At 74.4% G+C, this 15952-nt stretch carries 11 protein-coding genes; 4 read left to right on the forward strand and 7 right to left on the reverse strand.

What is annotated here, in order from left to right:
• Nucleotides 1–111 precede the first annotated feature (111 nt).
• Nucleotides 112–2889: an AAA family ATPase gene (locus tag ACIRNI_RS15935; RefSeq protein WP_403552205.1), complete on the reverse strand. Its 2778-nt coding sequence runs from the start codon at nt 2887–2889 to the stop codon at nt 112–114.
• Nucleotides 2890–3170: 281 nt separating this feature from the next.
• Nucleotides 3171–4976 carry a S8 family serine peptidase gene (locus tag ACIRNI_RS15940; RefSeq protein WP_403551992.1) on the reverse strand — a complete coding sequence of 602 codons (1806 nt, stop codon included), beginning with the start codon at nt 4974–4976 and terminating at the stop codon, nt 3171–3173.
• A 516-nt stretch (nt 4977–5492) separates the two neighbouring features.
• Between ACIRNI_RS15940 and ACIRNI_RS15945 the strand changes: the two genes are divergently transcribed.
• Complete coding sequence (locus ACIRNI_RS15945) at nt 5493–5870, forward strand: hypothetical protein (RefSeq protein ID WP_403551994.1); 378 nt, start codon at nt 5493–5495, stop codon at nt 5868–5870.
• A gap of 19 nt (nt 5871–5889) precedes the next feature.
• On the opposite strand, the gene ACIRNI_RS15950 is transcribed toward ACIRNI_RS15945, so the two are convergent.
• The 3 genes from ACIRNI_RS15950 to ACIRNI_RS15960 all read right to left on the reverse strand — a co-directional run bounded on the left by ACIRNI_RS15950 (nt 5890) and on the right by ACIRNI_RS15960 (nt 10357).
• Nucleotides 5890–9315: a DUF4132 domain-containing protein gene (locus ACIRNI_RS15950; protein WP_403551996.1), complete on the reverse strand. Its 3426-nt coding sequence runs from the start codon at nt 9313–9315 to the stop codon at nt 5890–5892.
• Nucleotides 9316–9410: 95 nt separating this feature from the next.
• The gene (locus ACIRNI_RS15955) at nt 9411–9836 is read right to left on the reverse strand and encodes a hypothetical protein (RefSeq protein ID WP_403551998.1); all 426 of its coding nucleotides are present in this window, start codon (nt 9834–9836) and stop codon (nt 9411–9413) included.
• Nucleotides 9830–10357, reverse strand: coding sequence for an ATP-binding protein (locus ACIRNI_RS15960; protein ID WP_403552000.1), 528 nt, complete (start codon nt 10355–10357; stop codon nt 9830–9832). The genes ACIRNI_RS15955 and ACIRNI_RS15960 overlap by 7 nt, the downstream gene beginning before the upstream one ends.
• Before the next feature lie 235 nt (nt 10358–10592).
• On the opposite strand from ACIRNI_RS15960, the gene ACIRNI_RS15965 reads away from it, so the two are divergent.
• Genes ACIRNI_RS15965 through ACIRNI_RS15975 form a run of 3 tightly spaced genes read left to right on the forward strand, consistent with a single transcriptional unit; the run spans nt 10593 to nt 12586 of the window.
• On the forward strand, nt 10593–11456 hold the full coding sequence (locus tag ACIRNI_RS15965; RefSeq protein WP_403552002.1) for a helix-turn-helix domain-containing protein: 864 nt from the start codon (nt 10593–10595) through the stop codon (nt 11454–11456).
• Nucleotides 11457–11699, forward strand: a complete 243-nt coding sequence (locus tag ACIRNI_RS15970) for a DUF397 domain-containing protein (protein ID WP_355357486.1) — start codon at nt 11457–11459, stop codon at nt 11697–11699. It abuts the gene before it with no gap.
• Nucleotides 11700–11758: 59 nt separating this feature from the next.
• Nucleotides 11759–12586: an SAM-dependent methyltransferase gene (locus ACIRNI_RS15975; RefSeq protein ID WP_403552003.1), complete on the forward strand. Its 828-nt coding sequence runs from the start codon at nt 11759–11761 to the stop codon at nt 12584–12586.
• 33 nt (nt 12587–12619) lie between these two features.
• On the opposite strand, the gene ACIRNI_RS15980 is transcribed toward ACIRNI_RS15975, so the two are convergent.
• Complete coding sequence (locus ACIRNI_RS15980; RefSeq protein ID WP_403552005.1) at nt 12620–14539, reverse strand: M64 family metallopeptidase; 1920 nt, start codon at nt 14537–14539, stop codon at nt 12620–12622.
• Between the two features lie 60 nt (nt 14540–14599).
• Nucleotides 14600–15928 (reverse strand): 6-phospho-beta-glucosidase, encoded by a 1329-nt coding sequence (locus tag ACIRNI_RS15985; RefSeq protein ID WP_403552007.1) that lies wholly within the window; start codon nt 15926–15928, stop codon nt 14600–14602.
• Nucleotides 15929–15952 lie beyond the last annotated feature (24 nt).

Consider the following 15952-nt stretch of genomic DNA (forward strand, 5'->3'; position numbering starts at 1 on the left):
TGACGCGACGCGCGTCCAGGGCCCCCGGAAGCCGGTGCTTCCGGGGGCCTTCGCGATCCCCTGACCGGACCCGCGGCGGTCGGGCAGGAGCTCCGCAGGACTTAGGACCCGTCAGGATCCGGCGCCGTGGTTCAGCACCGTCGCCAGCTGCGCCCGCGAACGGACGTCGAGCTTCTGGTAGATGCGGGTCAACCGCGCCTCGACGGTCTTCACGCTCAGATACAGCCGGGCCGCCGCCTCCTGGTTGCTCGCCCCCTCGCCCACGAGCCGCGCCAGGTTCTGCTCCGCCTCCGTGAGCCGGGACAGGGCCGCGTTCCCCGCCGGTGCCGTGCCGGGCGCCGGCTCGGCGTACGACGGGTTCTCGGCGGTCAGGCCCAGCCACGGCACCGCGCCCGCCCGCTCGAAGACGGCCGCCGCCGCGTGCAGCGCCTGCTGCGCGGCCGACCGCCTGCGCCGCCGGCGCTCCACCCGCGACAGCGCGATCAGGCAGCGCCCCTGCTCCAGGACCAGACCGTGTGCGGCGAAGCGGTCGGCCGTCTCCGCCAGCAGCGCCACCGCCTCGTCGGTCTTGCCGCCCGCCGCCAGGCACAGCGCGTACGCCCGGTCGAAGCCGAGCAACACCGTCGTACGGCCCAGGCGTTCGGCGACCGGGCCCACGTCTGCGAGGAGCGCCTCCGCCTCCTCGCGGGCGTCGTTGGCGAGCAGCGCCTCCGCCAGCTCCTCGTGCCAGCGCAGCATCGACGGGTCCACGGCGCACTGGGCGTTCTCCGCCTCCTGCACACGGCGCAGCGTCTCCAGGGCGCCCGCCACGTCCCCCGTGACCAGCTGCACGCGGCCGAGGGCGTACAGGCTGCGCGAGAGGAAGACGTGGTCGCCCTCCTCCTCCGACGCCCGCACGCTGCGCCGGGCGTATCCGGCGGCCCGTGCGAAGCTGCCGCCCGCCGTCTCCGCGAGGGCCAGGTGGTACCAGGCGGGGCCCGGTGACAGGCCCGCCTCCAGGGTCAGCGCGAGTGACCGGCCGGCGTGCGCGAGGGCCGCCGCGCACTGCCCGCGCCGGGCCTCCACCTGCGAGAGGGTGTTCAGCAGCTCGATGGCGTCCTCGACCGGGCCGCGCCGCTCGACCAGCGGGAGCAGGGCGTTGAGCTGGTCGCGGGCCTCGGTCAGCCGGTCGTCGAAGAGCGCGTGCCGGATCGTCAGGATCTGGGCGGCGTTGCGCACACCCAGCGGCCGGTCGGTCATCTCCAGGGCCCGCGCCTCGGCCAGGGTCCGCTCGGCGTCCGGCGAGCCGAGCGCCCTGTCCATCCGGGCCTGGACGGTCAGGGCCTTCGCGGCCGTGTGCCGGTCGTCCACCGACGCGGCGAGCGCGGCCGACTCGACGGCGGCCGCCCGCGACCGCACCGGATCGCCGTCCGCCAGCACGTATTTGACCGCCAGCCGCAGCAGCACACCCGCCCGGAGCCGCGGATCGCCGTCGGAGTCCTCCATCGCGTGCACGTACAGCTCGTCGAGGTCCGTCAGCCCCTGCCCGGCCGTGTCGAGTACGGCGAGCCGGGCACGCACCCGGTCCGCGGGCGCCGCGTCGCGGGCCAGCAGGTCGGCGGCGGCGCGCATCGCGAGGTCGGCGCGGGCGGCGCGGGCGGCCTCCTCGGCGGCGTCCACCAGCCGGGCGATGCGGCGCTCCCCGAGGCGTACCGGTGTCGACTCCGCGGCGAGCAGCGCCAGTTCCGCGGCGAGCGCGCTGTTGCCGCGGCGGCGGGCCGTCTCCGCGGCGGCGGTCACCTCGGCGGCGAGGTCCTCGTCGGGCACGTCCGTGGCGAGCGCCCGGTGCCGTACCTCCTCGACCGGGTCGTCCACCACGCGCGCGAGCGCCGCGTGCCCGCTGCTGCGCTCGGTCCAGCAGGTGTCGTGGACCAGGGTGGAGGGCAGCAGGCCCGCCGTGAAGGCGACCGTGCCGTCCTCGGTCACCGAGATCAGCCCGGCGCGCTCGGCCGCGGCCAGCTCCGCCTCGGCAGTGGGACGGCCGGCGCGGCGGATCAGCGCCGCCGTCGGGCGCAGCGCGAGCGCGGCGAGCAGCAGCGTGGCGCGCACGTCGGGCGTGGCGGGGGAGAGCATGCGGCGTGCGAGGTCGCGGGCCCGGCCGGACAGCGGCAGCGCCTCGGCGTGGTGCACGGGCGTCCGCGCGTCGGCCAGCGACCGGCCGACGGCGAGCGCGAGACGCGGGTTGCCGCCGCTGGTGCGGTGGATGCGCCCGGCCATCCGGGACGGCAGCCGGTGGTGGACGAGGAGTTCGGCGATTTCGTCGGCCTGGAGGGGCGGTACGAGCAGGACGTCGGCCTCCGAGGGCACCCACAGGGTGCAGGAGGCGCCGTCGGCGTACGGGTCCGGCGTCTCGACCGCGAGGACGCGCAGCGCGGCCGGGGCGAGGTGGAGGGCGAAGCGCAGCAGGTCGGCGCTCTCCGCGTCGATGCGCTGGACGTCGTCGACGACGAGGAGGACCGGTCCGCGCTCGGCCAGGGCGCGCAGGATCCGGGCGACGCCCAGGCGCAGCGCGACGGGGTCCCAGCCGGTCTCGGGCGCCGTGGCCTCGCGGCACAGGACGGCGACGGCGGCACGCTGCGGCTCGGGCAGCCCGTCGAGTGCGGCGGGGGGCACGGAGGCGATGAGGGCGGCGGCCGCCGCGCCGGCCATGTCCCGGTCGGCGGGCTGCGGGGCGAGCCACAGGACCGTTTCACCACGGCAGCGGGCGGCCTGGTCGGCGGCCGCCTGGGCGACCTCGGTCTTGCCGATGCCGGCGGGGCCGATGAGCAGCGCCCGGCCGCGGGTGCGCAGGACCTGGTCCAGGCGGGTCAGCAGGTCCGCCCGGCCGACGGGCGCGGCGGACCCGGGCACGGCGGCCGGGGCGGACGCGCCCCGTGCGAGGGGGACGGCGGGCTCGCGCGGTGCCGTGCGCTCGCGCGACGTCGTCCGGTACGGCGTCGACCTCGCCTGCGCCACGACCCTCACCGCCCCTCCGTCCCGCTTGGGAGCAGAGAATACGAACCCGGCCACCCACGTCCAGGTGTCGTGTCCGGCATGTGGACGGCGGGACGGGGACGCGCGGCGGGGCGTGCCCGCGGCGAAGTGCCGCGAACACGCCCCTGACCAGCGGTGGAGCGGGTCATGCCGGTGAATCAGAAGGTGAGACCCCAGGAGTCGATGTAGCCGGTGTCACCCGAGGCCACGTCCTGGACACGCAGTTTCCAGACACCGTTCGCGGCCTCGGACGAGGCGTCCACGGTGTACGACGCGAGGACGTTGTCGGCCGAGTCGTTGCTGCTGGAGCTCTTCAGGCGGTACGCGCTGCCGTCCGGGGCGACCAGGTCGATGACCAGGTCACCGCGCCAGGTGTGCTTGACGTCCACGTCCACCTTGAGGGCGGCGGGGGCGTTGCCGGTCAGGCCGGTGACGGAGATCGAGGACGTCACGGTGGCGTTGTCCGAGATCGTCACGTTGGTGGCGTTGGTGAAGTTCTTGCCGGTGCCCGGGGTGGTGCCCGTGCCGCCGGTCACGGCCTGGACGGTCTTCGCGGCGTCGGCGATGCCGGTGCCGCAACCGCCGGAGCAGGTGCCGGGCAGCGGGCGGGCGTTGCTCTTGATCGCGGTCTCGATCTCGGCCGGGGTCAGGGACGACTTGGCCGACTTGAGCAGCGCGGCGAGACCGGCGATGTGCGGGGCCGCCATCGAGGTGCCCTGGTAGGGCTTGTAGTTCTCCAGCGACTGCGTGGTGGTGCCGGAGTTCAGCGTGGAGAGGATGCCGTTCTCGGGCGTGGTGATGGTGCCCGGCGTGTCGGTGGCGCGGCGGGTCTCGCCGCCCGGGGCCGACACGTCGACGGTGGTGCCGTAGTTCGAGTAGTACGAACGGTTGCCCTCGCGGCTGGTGGACGCCACGGTGATGACGTTCGCGCAGTTGGCGGGCGTGAAGCCGGACGTGTTGGCGTTGCTGTTGCCCGCCGCGACGACGACGGTCGCCCCCCGCGCGACCGCGCCGTCGATGGCGTTCTTGTACACGGTCGGGCAGGTCGAGCTGGCGCCGCCGAGGCTCATGTTGATGACCTTGGCCGGGGTCGGGTTCACCGGGACGCCCGGGACGGTGCCGCCGGAGGCCCAGGTGATCGCGTCGGCGATGTCCGAGGAGGAGCCGCCGCACTTGCCGAGCACGCGCACGTGCTGGACCTTCGCCCCGTACGCGATGCCCGCGACGCCCTTGGCGTTGTGGGTGGTCGCCGCGATGGTGCCCGCCACGTGGGTGCCGTGCCAGGAGGAGCTGCTCGCGCGGGAACCGGTGCCGCACTCGCCGTCGGTCGCGTTCCAGTCGCCCTCGTCCTTGGCGTCGCTGTCGCGGCCGTTGCCGTCGCGGGCGTCGGCGGAGCTGGAGATGAAGTCGTAGCCGGCGATGGTGTTCGCGCTGAGGTCGCTGTGCGCGGCGTAGCCGGTGTCGATGACGGCGACGGTGACGCCGCTGCCGGTGGTGGTGTCCCAGGCGCCGGGTACGTTCATGCCGCCGGTGGGCTCGAAGAGGTCCCACTGCTTGGCGTACTCGGTGTCGTTGGGGGTGACCGCCATCGCGTAGGCGCGGATGTCGGGCTCGACGGACGCGACGGCCGGGTCGGCGCGGAAGGCGGCCATGACCTCGGAGACGTCTTGCTTGGACGCCGCCTCCTTGCCGAGGTCGACGAGCGCGGCGCCGCTCGCGAGGCGGCGCTCGAAGGAGAGGTCCTCGCCGGTCTTGGCCGCCTTCTCGGCGGCGTCGCCCTTGGCGGCGCTGTTGGACGTGGCCTCGGCGGTGCGGGACTTGTAGGTCACGATGACCTTCTCGACCGGCGCGCTGGGCAGCGTGACCCCGGCGGCGGGCCGGGGGGCGGGCTGGGGGGTGGCCTCTGCGGCGAGTGCCACCGACGAGGTGGCGGCCACGCCGATGATCGTGGCGCTCGCGGCCACGACGGATATGAGTCTCCGCCTGGAACCGTTCAAGGTGTTCCCTTTCAGGGCGGCTCCGGCGACTCCCGGAGCAGCTGACGGTGCAGAGCGCGCGGGCGGGCGGCGCTGTGGGTCCGCGGTGCACCATGGGGGCAGTGCTCCGTGGTCCCGGGCTGGGTGGGCCCATGCGCCGCCGCCGGCGCGACCGGTGGTGCTCAGGGGTTACATGCACCTGACAGACGAGGTCAGGGAATGAGAACCGCCGGTGAGGCAGACAGTAGGGAAACCCGAGGTGAACCCGATATGGGGGAAACCCTTGTCCTCCCCGCCGGGGGTAGGGGGAGCCCTCCCCGGGCCCCTCGCGCCGGGACTCCGGACGCCGCCCCCGCCGCCCGCGCTCGGGTGGCCGCGAGCGGCTTGCCCGCCCCGTCTGCCCCTGCCGCACGGAAAGCGGAGAATGCCTCCGGTAAGGTTCGCCGCATGCCCGTGACCGCTCCGCGCGGTCGGTTGCCGTTCACGAAGTTCAGGAGTGGTCCTATGTCGGTCATCGCCACCTATGCCCGCGTGTACGTCGACGACCTCGACACGGCACTGCCGACCTTCCAAGCCCTGACCGGCACCGAGCCGGAGCTGCGCTTCGCGTACCGGGGCGTCGAGTTGGCGGCCGTCGGCGGCTACCTGCTCGTGGCGGGCACGGCGGAGGAGCTGGCTCCGTTCCGCGATGTGCAGGCCACCACCATCGTCGAGGACCTCGACGAGATCCTGGCACTGGTCGCGGACGAAGACAGCCGGATACTCGACGGGCCCAACGAGGTGCCGACCGGGCGGAACCTGACCGTGCTGCACCCCGGCGGCGCGGTGATCGAGTACGTCGCCTTCGACGCCGCCAAGGTCCCCACACCGCCCGGGCGGTAGCGGGGGACGGGCGGTCCGCTCAGGGCGTGGCCGCCCCTGCCGTCAGCGCGGTCAGGTCGGCCAGCGCCTCGGAGGCGAGGACGGGGGAGAGCTCGCCCAGGCGCAGCCGACTGTCCCGCGGGGGCGAGAAGTCCCCGGGGCGGTCGTGAAGCCAGACGGCGTCGAGCGGCTGCTCGGGGAAGACGTCGACGGCGCCGACGGCTATCCCGTCACGGGGGTTGACGACCAGATACCGGTCCGGGCCGACTTCCTTGGTGAGCCAGCACTCCACCCCGGCGTCCCGGGGCTCCCCGCGCCGCCAGCCGCGCCGCTCCAGGCCCAGCAGGCCGCCGGTGGGCACGGTGATGCCCTCGAAGCGGGGCAGCCGCCACCCCGCCGCCTCCTCCTCGGTGAGGCGGTACACCGGCCGCTCCAGCTGCGGGAACGGCTGAAGGGTCCCGTGCCCGGCGAACACCGCACGCCACGCCGCCAGTTCACCCTCCACCTCCAGTGGATGGGCCGGCCGTACGGAGGCGCCTGCGGGCAGCTCGCGCCGCACGCCGGTCACGTCCGTGCACGCCCGGTCCCCGCCCGCGGACACCCGGAACGACCACACCGCGTCCCCGTGCTCGGCGAGCCACACCAGCCCCCGCGCCAGGTGGCGGAGGAGCGGGTGACCGAGGATCAGGCCACGGAACTCCTCCGCCGACCAGGTCCGGCCCGCCACCATGGCCGCCTCCAGCCGCCGCACCTGGTCCGCGGCGACGGTCCGCACCTCCTTCCTCAGGGCCGTGAACCGCGCGCGCTCCACCGACGCCCGTTCCGGGTCGTCCTCTTGGCCCGGCTTCGGCAGGTCCTTCAGCCGCTTGCCGGTCCCGTCCAGTACGTACGGCCGCAACCGCTCGTCGAAGCCGACCGTGAAGCGCCGCGCGCCGTAGTCCACGACCGTGCCGCCCGTCGCGTCCAGCCCCGCGTCGGGCACCAGCCGGTCGCCCAGCTGCTCGGCGGTGAGCCCGAGCCCCCGTGCCACCGCCGCGATCCTCTCCTGCGCCCGCTCTTTCAGCGCCTTGAACCGTACGCGCTGCGCGATGCGGTGAAGCTGTGTCAGCGCCTCGTCGGTACCGATCGCGGCCAGCACGTCGAGCCCTTCCACCGCACGGTGGTGCGCTCCCTCACCCGGCCAGGCCCGCACCACCGGAGCCAGCCGCCGCACGGTCTCGTCGTCCCCCAGCAGCCCCAGGGCGTGCAGCGCCCAACCGTCCTTGGCGGGCATCCCCGCCGACCGCCACCGCTCGAACAGTTCCCACCCGAAGGCGGCGAGCGAGCCGCGGTCGCACACCTCCCGCACCACCGGCACCCCCGGGTAGGCCTCGCCCGGCCGGGACATCGCCAGCATGGTCAGCGCGTGCCGCACCGACTCGGCGGGCAGCGCGCTGCCTCCGCCGCGCAGCAGGACCTGCGGCAGCCCGACGGGATCGGCCCACTCGGGGAGCACGGGCAGCGTGGCGGGCAGGGCGGCCCGCAGCGGATCGGCGACCGGCGCCAGGTCGGCCCGGACGACCTCCGCGACCTCCTCGCCGTACCGCTCGGCCGCCGCGCCGCACACCGGCTCGACCCCGTGCGCGGACCCGATGAGCCGCAGGGCGTACGCGGCATGGCGCCGCACGGGCCCCGGAGCTCCCACCGCGTCCGGCACCAGCAGGGGGACCGCCGCCAGGCCGTGCCGCGCGAACCACGCACGCGCCACCTCGCCCGCCTTCTTGAGCCGCACCGTCCACTCGGCCATCAGCCGGGCCGTCCCGGCGTCGCGGAACGGCAGCAGCAGCGCCCCCAGCGTGGCCGGGTGGCGCACGGCTGCCCGCGTCAGCACCGGCAGCGCGTCCGTCCCGTACCGCGCGGCGACCGGGCGCAGGGTGTTCTCACCCTCCCAGTAGTCGTCCGGCGCCCACGCGGCGAGCAGCGGACGCAGCTCTTCCTCCGGACCCCGGAGGAAGAGCTGCGCCGAGGACAGGTCCTCCAACCCGTAGCGGCGCAGCGCCTCCACGTCGACAGCCATCCCTTCGGAGCCGGCGTCCGTGGGGTGGAGGTACGGCGACCGGGCGGCCGCCCACGCCTCCCGCTCACCCGGAAGCCACTCCACGACCGGTGCGGCGTCAGCGCTCAGCCCGGTGACCACCTTGGCCACAACAGCAGCCGAAGCCGCAGCCGTGTCGGCCTGCGCGTCCGCCCCCGGCCGGGTCAGCCACGGCGGGCTCGTCAGCAGCTTGGGCAACTCCTCGGCCGGTGCCTCGGGCACCTGGTCCGGCCGCTCCAGGAACGGCCGGACGGCCGCCGCGTCCGCCTCGTCGAACGTGGGCAGAGCAGCCGTCGCGAGCTCCCGATGGGCACCGACGTGATCGCCCAGCAGCCGTCGCGCCTCCTCGGCGCCCCCACCCGCGCCCCGCGACGCCTCGGCCAGCACGCGCAGCGCCGTCACCGGCCGGCGCTCCATCGCCCGCAGCAGCGAGGGCCGTACGCGCTTGTCGCCGGCCCGGGACAGCAGCGCCCGCAGCGCCGCGTCACCCGGCAGCTCGACCAGCGCGGCCGCGGCCGCCCTCACACTCGCGGCGGAGGTGTACACACGGTCGAAGACCTCCGCGATCAGCGGGGCCGCGGCCGGGCCCAGACCCTCGGCCACGGTCGCGATCGTGGAGAGAGGCCAGTCGATGTCCGCCTTCCCGCCCAGCCGGTCGGCCTGCTCCGGCGCGTGCAGCGAGCAGAAGAGCATCGACCGCAGGTACTGGTCGCGGAAGACGAGCGCACCGGGCTCGGCACAGCATGCGGCGACCCAGCCGGTTTCGGACGGCACGAGGTACGAGACCGCGATCCGCCGCCGCTCACCGTCCCGCGCGTCCGCCAGGGCGGCCACCGCCGCCCGGTAGGTCTCCTCGTCGGCCGCCGCCAGCAGGGCCCTGACGCGGTCGGCGAGCGGCCGGCGCTGCTCGGTGAGGTAGGGGATGCGCGTCGCGGGATCCAGCGCGGTGACGGCCGGATCCGACCGCGTGCCGCCCGACTGCAACCACACCGCCTCGATGTCGAACAGCTCCACCGCGGCCCGGGCCGCGAACGGCAGCCCGTGCGCCGCGGCCCAGACGTCCGCCCACGCGGCGGCCGTCGGCGGCGGCACCGCGACCATCGCGGCCACGGCGGCCGCGCCGAGCGGCGAGGGCCCGCTGCCGTCCAGCTGCGCCCGCGCCGCCGCCACCAGCCGCACGTCGCTGCCGGGGGCCGCCAGGAACTCCTCGATCCAGTCCTTGTCCTGCGCGAGGCGCGTCTCGAGCAGCGCCGCCGCGTCCTTGTCCGGCCGGCCCGGCGCTCTCCGTACGCCGCCGCGCCTCGGATGCAGCTTCCGCCGCCACGCCGCCGGCAGCTCGAACGACTGCTCCGACTCCCCGGCCGCCAGGTCCGGCAACGCGTCACGGCGCACAGGCCCTCCCCGTTTCCCCTCCGCGGCTTTCCACCGCGTCGATCACTGGAAACGACCGTAGCGCGCACCACTGACAACGCCCCCGACCAGGCGTTTCAGAGCCGGGACCCGACTCCCGGCCCCGCCCACGACGGCGCGATGCCGGTGAGCTGGCAGACCATCAGGTACAGCGGGATCGGCGGCGTGTACGGCGAGGTGCTGTCCGGCCGGTGGATCAGCCGGGGCCGGCGGTCCGGGACACAGGCGTCGGCGGCGTAACAGGCGGGCAGCGGCCACCGCAGCTCCGCGTCCGAGCCGGCCGGGACGATCCACCACCACCAGTCGGTGTCCGCGAACACGCAGCCGTTGCCGGGCAGCCGGGACAGCAGCCGGAAGCCGTGCCGCGCCGGTACGCCCACCGCGTCGCAGCCCAGTGTGGCCGGCAGCGACGGCGGCAGGGTCAGCCGCACCTGGTCACGGGACGCGTCCGGCCGGCTGGGGCGGCCACGCGCGGCGAGCAGCGTGGCCATCGACCTCAGCATGGCCCCGCCATGCCGAACGCCCCGGCCGCACCCAGAGCCTCGGGGCGGTCGAGGGCCAGCTCCGCCCACACCACGCGCCCGGCGCCGTGCCGGGCGTCGTGCGCGCCCCACGCGCCGCACACCGCCTCCACGAGAAGCAGCCCCCGCCCCCGCTCCTCGGCGTCGACGTGCCGCAGCCGCGGTTCGGCGGCCGGACAGCCCTCGTCCTGGACCGCTATGCGCAACCGGTCGTGCCGGTCGCGCAGTTCGCACACGACCCGGCCGCTCGCCGTGTGCACCACGGCGTTGGTGAAGAGCTCCGAGACGACGAGCGCGACCGTGTCGCGCACCTCCCGCCCGACGAGCCACCGCTCGAGCCGGTCGTCGGCGAGGCGTCTCGCCCTGGCCACCGACTCGGCGCGCGCGGGCAGTTCGAAGCTGAAGCGACGGACGTCGGAACCGGTATCGGAAGGGGAGGAGGAAGGGGAATCGGCAACGGGTCGCGGTCCGGCGGGCGCGGTCCACGGTCGCGGAGCGGCCATGACAGGGGGCATCGGCGCATTACCAGGGACCACGACCGCTTCCTCACGTGGGGCGGCAGTGCGCACGTTGCCTCTCCCGGAGCGGAGTGCGGGCTGCCGCGTGAACTGGTTCACCGGAATACTTTCCTCCCGACTCCGACACTTGGCAAGTGGCACTCTGAAAATTGCAGAGTGAGCTGTTCTGTCTGTCCGTCACATGGCACACTCGTCGAAACAGCGCGTGGGGAGGTCTGAAGTGAGCGAGCCGCGGTCCGCCCCCACCGTGGGACAGGTCGTTCTCGGCAAGCGCCTGCAGGAACTGCGGGAGCGCGCGGGGCTCAAGCGCGAGGAAGCCGCCAAGGTGCTCCGCGTGGCCCCGGCGACGATCCGCCGCATGGAGACGGCGGAGGTCTCGCTGAAGATCCCGTACGTCCAGCTCCTGCTGCGGGAGTACGGAGTCCCCCAGGACGAGGCCGACGGTTTCGTCCGGCTGGCCGAGGAGGCCAACAGGCCGGGCTGGTGGCAGCGTTTCCACGACGTCCTGCCCAGCTGGTTCAGCATGTACGTCAGCCTGGAGGGCGCCGCCAGCCTCATCCGGGCCTACGAGCCGCAGTTCATCCCCGGTCTTCTCCAGACCGAGGACTACGCCCGGGCCATCCTGCGCGGCGGAGCCGTCGGACAGGTCAGGCCGGACGACATCGAACGCCATGTGGCCCTGCGCATGGCACGGCAGTCGCTGCTCACCCGGCAGGACGCGCCGAAGTTCTGGGTGATCATGGACGAGACGGTGCTGCGCCGGCCCGTCGGCGGCAGCCCCGCCCTCATGCGCGCGCAGATCGACCGCCTCCTGGAGGCCACCGCGCTCCCCAACGTCACCCTCCAGATCGCCGAGTTCGCCACCGGGCACCACCCGGGCACGTACGGACCGTTCGTCCTCTTCCGATTCGCCATGCCGGAACTGCCCGACATGGTCTACAGCGAGTACTTGACCGGCGCGGTCTACCTCGACGCGCGCACCGAGGTGGCCTCGCACCTGGAGGTCATGGACCGCATGGCGGCGCAGGCCGCCACCGCACAACGTACGAAGGAGATCCTCCGGGACCTCCGCAAGGAGCTGTGAATGGACCGCGACCGCATATACAACGGCATGCCCGCCGCCGAGCTCGGGGCCGAGGGGTGGCACAAGCCGTGGAGCGGCGGCAACGGCGGCAACTGCGTCGAGGCCATGAAGCTGGCCGACGGCAGGGTCGCCGTACGCCAGTCCGCCGATCCGGACGGCCCCGCACTCATCTACACCCACGGCGAGATCGCCGCGTTCATCCAGGGAGCCAAGGCCGGGCAGGCCGACTTCCTGCTCACCTGACCAGCATCCACCTCAGCACCCGCAGACCGCCGAGAACCAGCCGACCACTGGAGCGCCAGATGACCGGGCAAGAACCCGCCGCCGTACCGCCTGCCGCCGCCGTGCGCATCGACACGAGCAAGCCCCACCCGGCCCGTATGTACGACTGGTTCCTGGGCGGCAAGGACAACTACCCGGTCGACGAGGAGATGGCCAAGCAGCTCCTCACCGTCGACGCGCGTGGCAGGGACATGGCCCGGGTCAACCGCGCCTACATGCACCGCGCCACCCGGTGGCTCGCCGCCCAGGGCGTACGCCAGTACCTGGACATCGGCACCGGCATCCCGACCGAGCCCAACCTCCACCAGATCGCCCAGGAGGCCGCTCCCGAGTCGCGGATCGTCTACTGCGACAACGACCCCATCGTCCTCGCGCACGCCGAGGCGCTGCTGCGCTCCACCCCCGAGGGCGCCACCGAGTACATCCAGGCGGACGCGCGCGAGCCCGAGGTGATCCTGGAGCGGGCGGGCAAGGTCCTCGACTTCGGCCGTCCCATCGCGCTGTCGATGCTGGCCCTCCTGCACTTCGTGGACGACGAGGACGGTGCGTACGAACTGGTGCACCGGCTCGTCGAGCAGCTCCCGTCCGGCAGCTACCTGGTTCTGTCCCACGTCACCAGCGAGTTCGACCCGGAGGGCGCCGCCAAGGCCCGCGCCCTGTACCAGGCGCGGGGCCTCACCCTGCGGCCGCGCACGCGCGAGGAGTTCGCGCGGTTCTTCGACGGGCTGGAGCTCGTCGAGCCCGGGGTCTCGCTCACGGCGGAGTGGCACCCGGAGCTCGGCGAAGCGATCCCGGTCGCCGGCGACGAGCCGATCCCGGGCTACGCGGGCGTCGCCCGCAAGCCCTAGCCGTAGCCGTACGCGGCGCGGTAGCCGTAGGCCCTATCGGGAGGCCGCCGGGGGCACCAGCGTGACGAGGAACCTCTCCGCCGCGCCGGTGTTCCCGGCCGCGTCCACCGTCCGGTACTCCACGGTGTGCGTGCCGTACTCCGGCGTGGCGTCGTCCCACGGCACCACCCGCGCGCGCCCCAGCTTCCCGTACACCAGGCCGTCGATCTCGGTCCCGCCCGGAGTGAAGCGGAACGGCGCGTCCGCGTCCGACGGCCACCCGTAGTAGGTGTACCAACCGTCGCCGTCCACCCGGAACTGGCGTACGACGTAGCCCTCCTGGTCGTCGCGCGCGGACAGCCGCATCGTGAACGGCCCGTCGTAAACGTACTCGGTGGGCCGCCCCGGCCGGTGCACCGTACGCAGCGGCTCCGAGAGCTCGTACGACGCCGTCGCCGGTGTCGCGTCCACCGTCCAGCGCAGCTCGCCCTCCGGGCCCGAGGTGCCCGCGATCCGGGCCGTCAGCGTGTGCGTACCGGGCCGCAGCCGCAGCGCCGACAGGTCCAGGTCCCGGTCGTTGCCCGGGTTCGCCACGGGCCGCCCGTCCAGCGACCACCGGACCGCGAGCGTCCGGTCGTCGGGACGGGTGGTGTCGGCGTACACCACCGACCAGGCGCCGACGGGCGCGTCGGTCGCCGTATGGCCGGTGAAGCGCGGCGCCACCGCCTCCGGCCGCGTGACCACCGACGTGTCCACCGTCCACGCGACCGTACGGGTCAGGGCGGACGAACCCCGCACTGCCGGATCCCGCACGAACGGCGTCGGGTCCGTCACCGTCGCCGTCAGCGTGTGCGTGCCACGGGCCAGGCCAAGGCGCCGCAGATCGACGGTACGGACACCCTCCAGGCCCCGCAGCGGGCGTCCGTCCAGCCGCCAGGCCACGTCCAGCTCGCCGCCGTCCGGATGCAGCGTCTCGACCCAGACCGTCCGGTCCGCGCCGAGCGGCGCCGTGTTCGGGGTGTGCCCCTGCACCAGGTTCACCTTGGACGCGATGGCCTGGACCATCACCTCGCGACCCACCTGGTCGAAGGCGTACCCCAGGGTCTTCATCATCGAGTGCGCGCTCGGCCGCCCCACACCCCTGGTGCTGTACAGCCCGCCCTCATGGCGGCCGATGACACCGCCCGACTCGCTCTCCTCGCCCAGCCAGCGCCACCACTTGGCCCGCCGGTCCCTCATCTCCGCCTCGGTCAGCACCGTGTGGTGCGCGGACGCCGGCTCCCCGCCCCCGTACGCACCGCCGGGGACGCCCCGCGCGTAGTAGTCGTACTCGTCCTGGAGCCTGCCCAGCGAGTGGCCGATCTCGTGCGGGGTGATCAGGGCGGACAGGGCGTTGCCGCCGGACGCGGTGGCGTACGTGCCGCCCGCGCCGCCGTAGGTGTCGCTGTTGGCGAGCGCCACGATCTGCCGGTTGGCGGCGGTCGTCCCGGGGACGAGGCCGGCGAGGGCGTTCGCCGCTTCGCCGTCCACGGTGAGCAGCCGCTGCACGCTGTTCGCGTCACAGCCGCCCCAGAAGCCCATCCCCAGCGGCGTGTCGCGGCGCGGCGCGTCCAGCCCCGGATCGCAGTCCACGCCCGACTCGCGCGAGGGGACCTCCACCGCCCACACATTGACGTACGAGCGGTACGACGCGAACGGCTCGAAGCTCCACAGCACCCTCAGGTGCTCGTCGACGTCCGCCCGGAACTCGGGAAGCTGCTCGGCGGTGTAGCCGTCACCGAGCAGGACCAGGTTGAACCGCTTGTCGGCCGGACCCGTGGTCTGCACGGGCACGACGGTGGCGGCTTCGGTGACGGGCGGGCTGACGGGCGGGCGCTCTCCGGCGGTGGCCGGTCCGGCGCCCACCAGCGCGGTGGCGAGAAGGGCGGCCGCGCCGGTCAGCGCGGCGGCCCGTCCGAGGCGTGGGGAAACCATGGGGACGGAGCGTACGGTGTGCCCAACCCTCCGTAAAGACAGCCCCGTTGCGCCGGAGGCCTATGTTCCGGCCAGATACGCCAGGCCCGCGTGCTCCGCCGCGTACGCGTCGAGCAGCCGCCGCGCCACCGCCACCGAGTCGACCAGCGGGTGCAGGGCGAACGCCTTCACCGCCGCCTCCCGCGACCCGCTCTCCGCCGCCGCCATCACCTCGCGCTCCACCGCCTTCACCGCGGTCACCAGGCCGACGGCGTGGTACGGAAGCGGCGACACCGCCACCGGATGGGCGCCGTTCGCGTCGACGAGACAGGGCACCTCCACCACGGCGTCCGCGTCGAGCACCGACAGCGTCGTACGGTTGCGGACGTTCAGGATGAGGGTGGCGCGTTCGTCCCGCGCGATGGCCCGCATCAGCGCCAGCGCCACCTGCTCGTAGCCGCCCGGCTCCAGGTCCTCCGCGGCCCGCTCCCCGGCGCCCGCGGCGGCCCGGTTGGCCGCCATGTACGTCGCCTCCCGCTCGGCGAGGGTCGCGTGCCACGAGCCCAGGGAGGGGGAGGCGTAGAACCCCGCCTGCTGCTCGCGCAGGTACGCGCCCCGGGTCCGCTCGGCGTCCCGGTAGGCCCCGACCGCCTCCCGGTTGAAGTAGTAGTAGTGCAGGTACTCGTTCGGGATCGCGCCCAGCGAGCGCAGCCACTCGGCACCGAAGAGCCGGCCCTCCTCGAAGGAACCCAGCGCCTCCGCGTCCGCGAGCAGCCGCGGCAGCTCGTCCCGGCCGCCGACGCGTACGCCGCGCAGCCACCCCAGGTGGTTGAGGCCCACGTAGTCGAACCACGCCTCCGCCGGGTCGGCGCCCAGCAGCCGCGCCACGCGCCGCCCCAGGCCCACGGGCGAGTCGCAGATGCCGATCACCCGGTCGCCGAGCACCCGCGCCATGGCCTCCGTCACGAGCCCCGCCGGGTTGGTGAAGTTGATGACCCACGCGTCCGGGGCGACCGCCGCGACACGCCGCGCGATCGCCGTCGCGACCGGCACCGTGCGCAGCCCGTACGCGATGCCGCCCGCGCCCACCGTCTCCTGGCCCAGCACGCCCTCGGCCAGGGCCACCCGCTCGTCGGCCGCCCGGCCCGCGAGGCCGCCCACGCGGATCGCCGAGAACACGAAGTCGGCGCCGCGCAGGGCCTCGTCGAGATCCGTGGTGGTGCTCACCACGGGCGCGTCCGGGGCTCCCGCCGCCTGCTCGGCCAGCACCCCGCCGATCGCCGCGAGCCGGCCCGCGTCCACGTCGTACAGCGTGACGCGCGTGACCCGCCCCGGCCCGTGGTCGCCGAGAAGCGCCCGGTACACCAGGGGCACCCGGAAACCGCCACCGCCCAGAATCGTCAGCTTCATGACCGTCACGCTACTCGGAGCGGT

It is taken from the genome of Streptomyces sp. NPDC093546 (assembly GCF_044765045.1).
GTDB lineage: Bacteria > Actinomycetota > Actinomycetes > Streptomycetales > Streptomycetaceae > Streptomyces.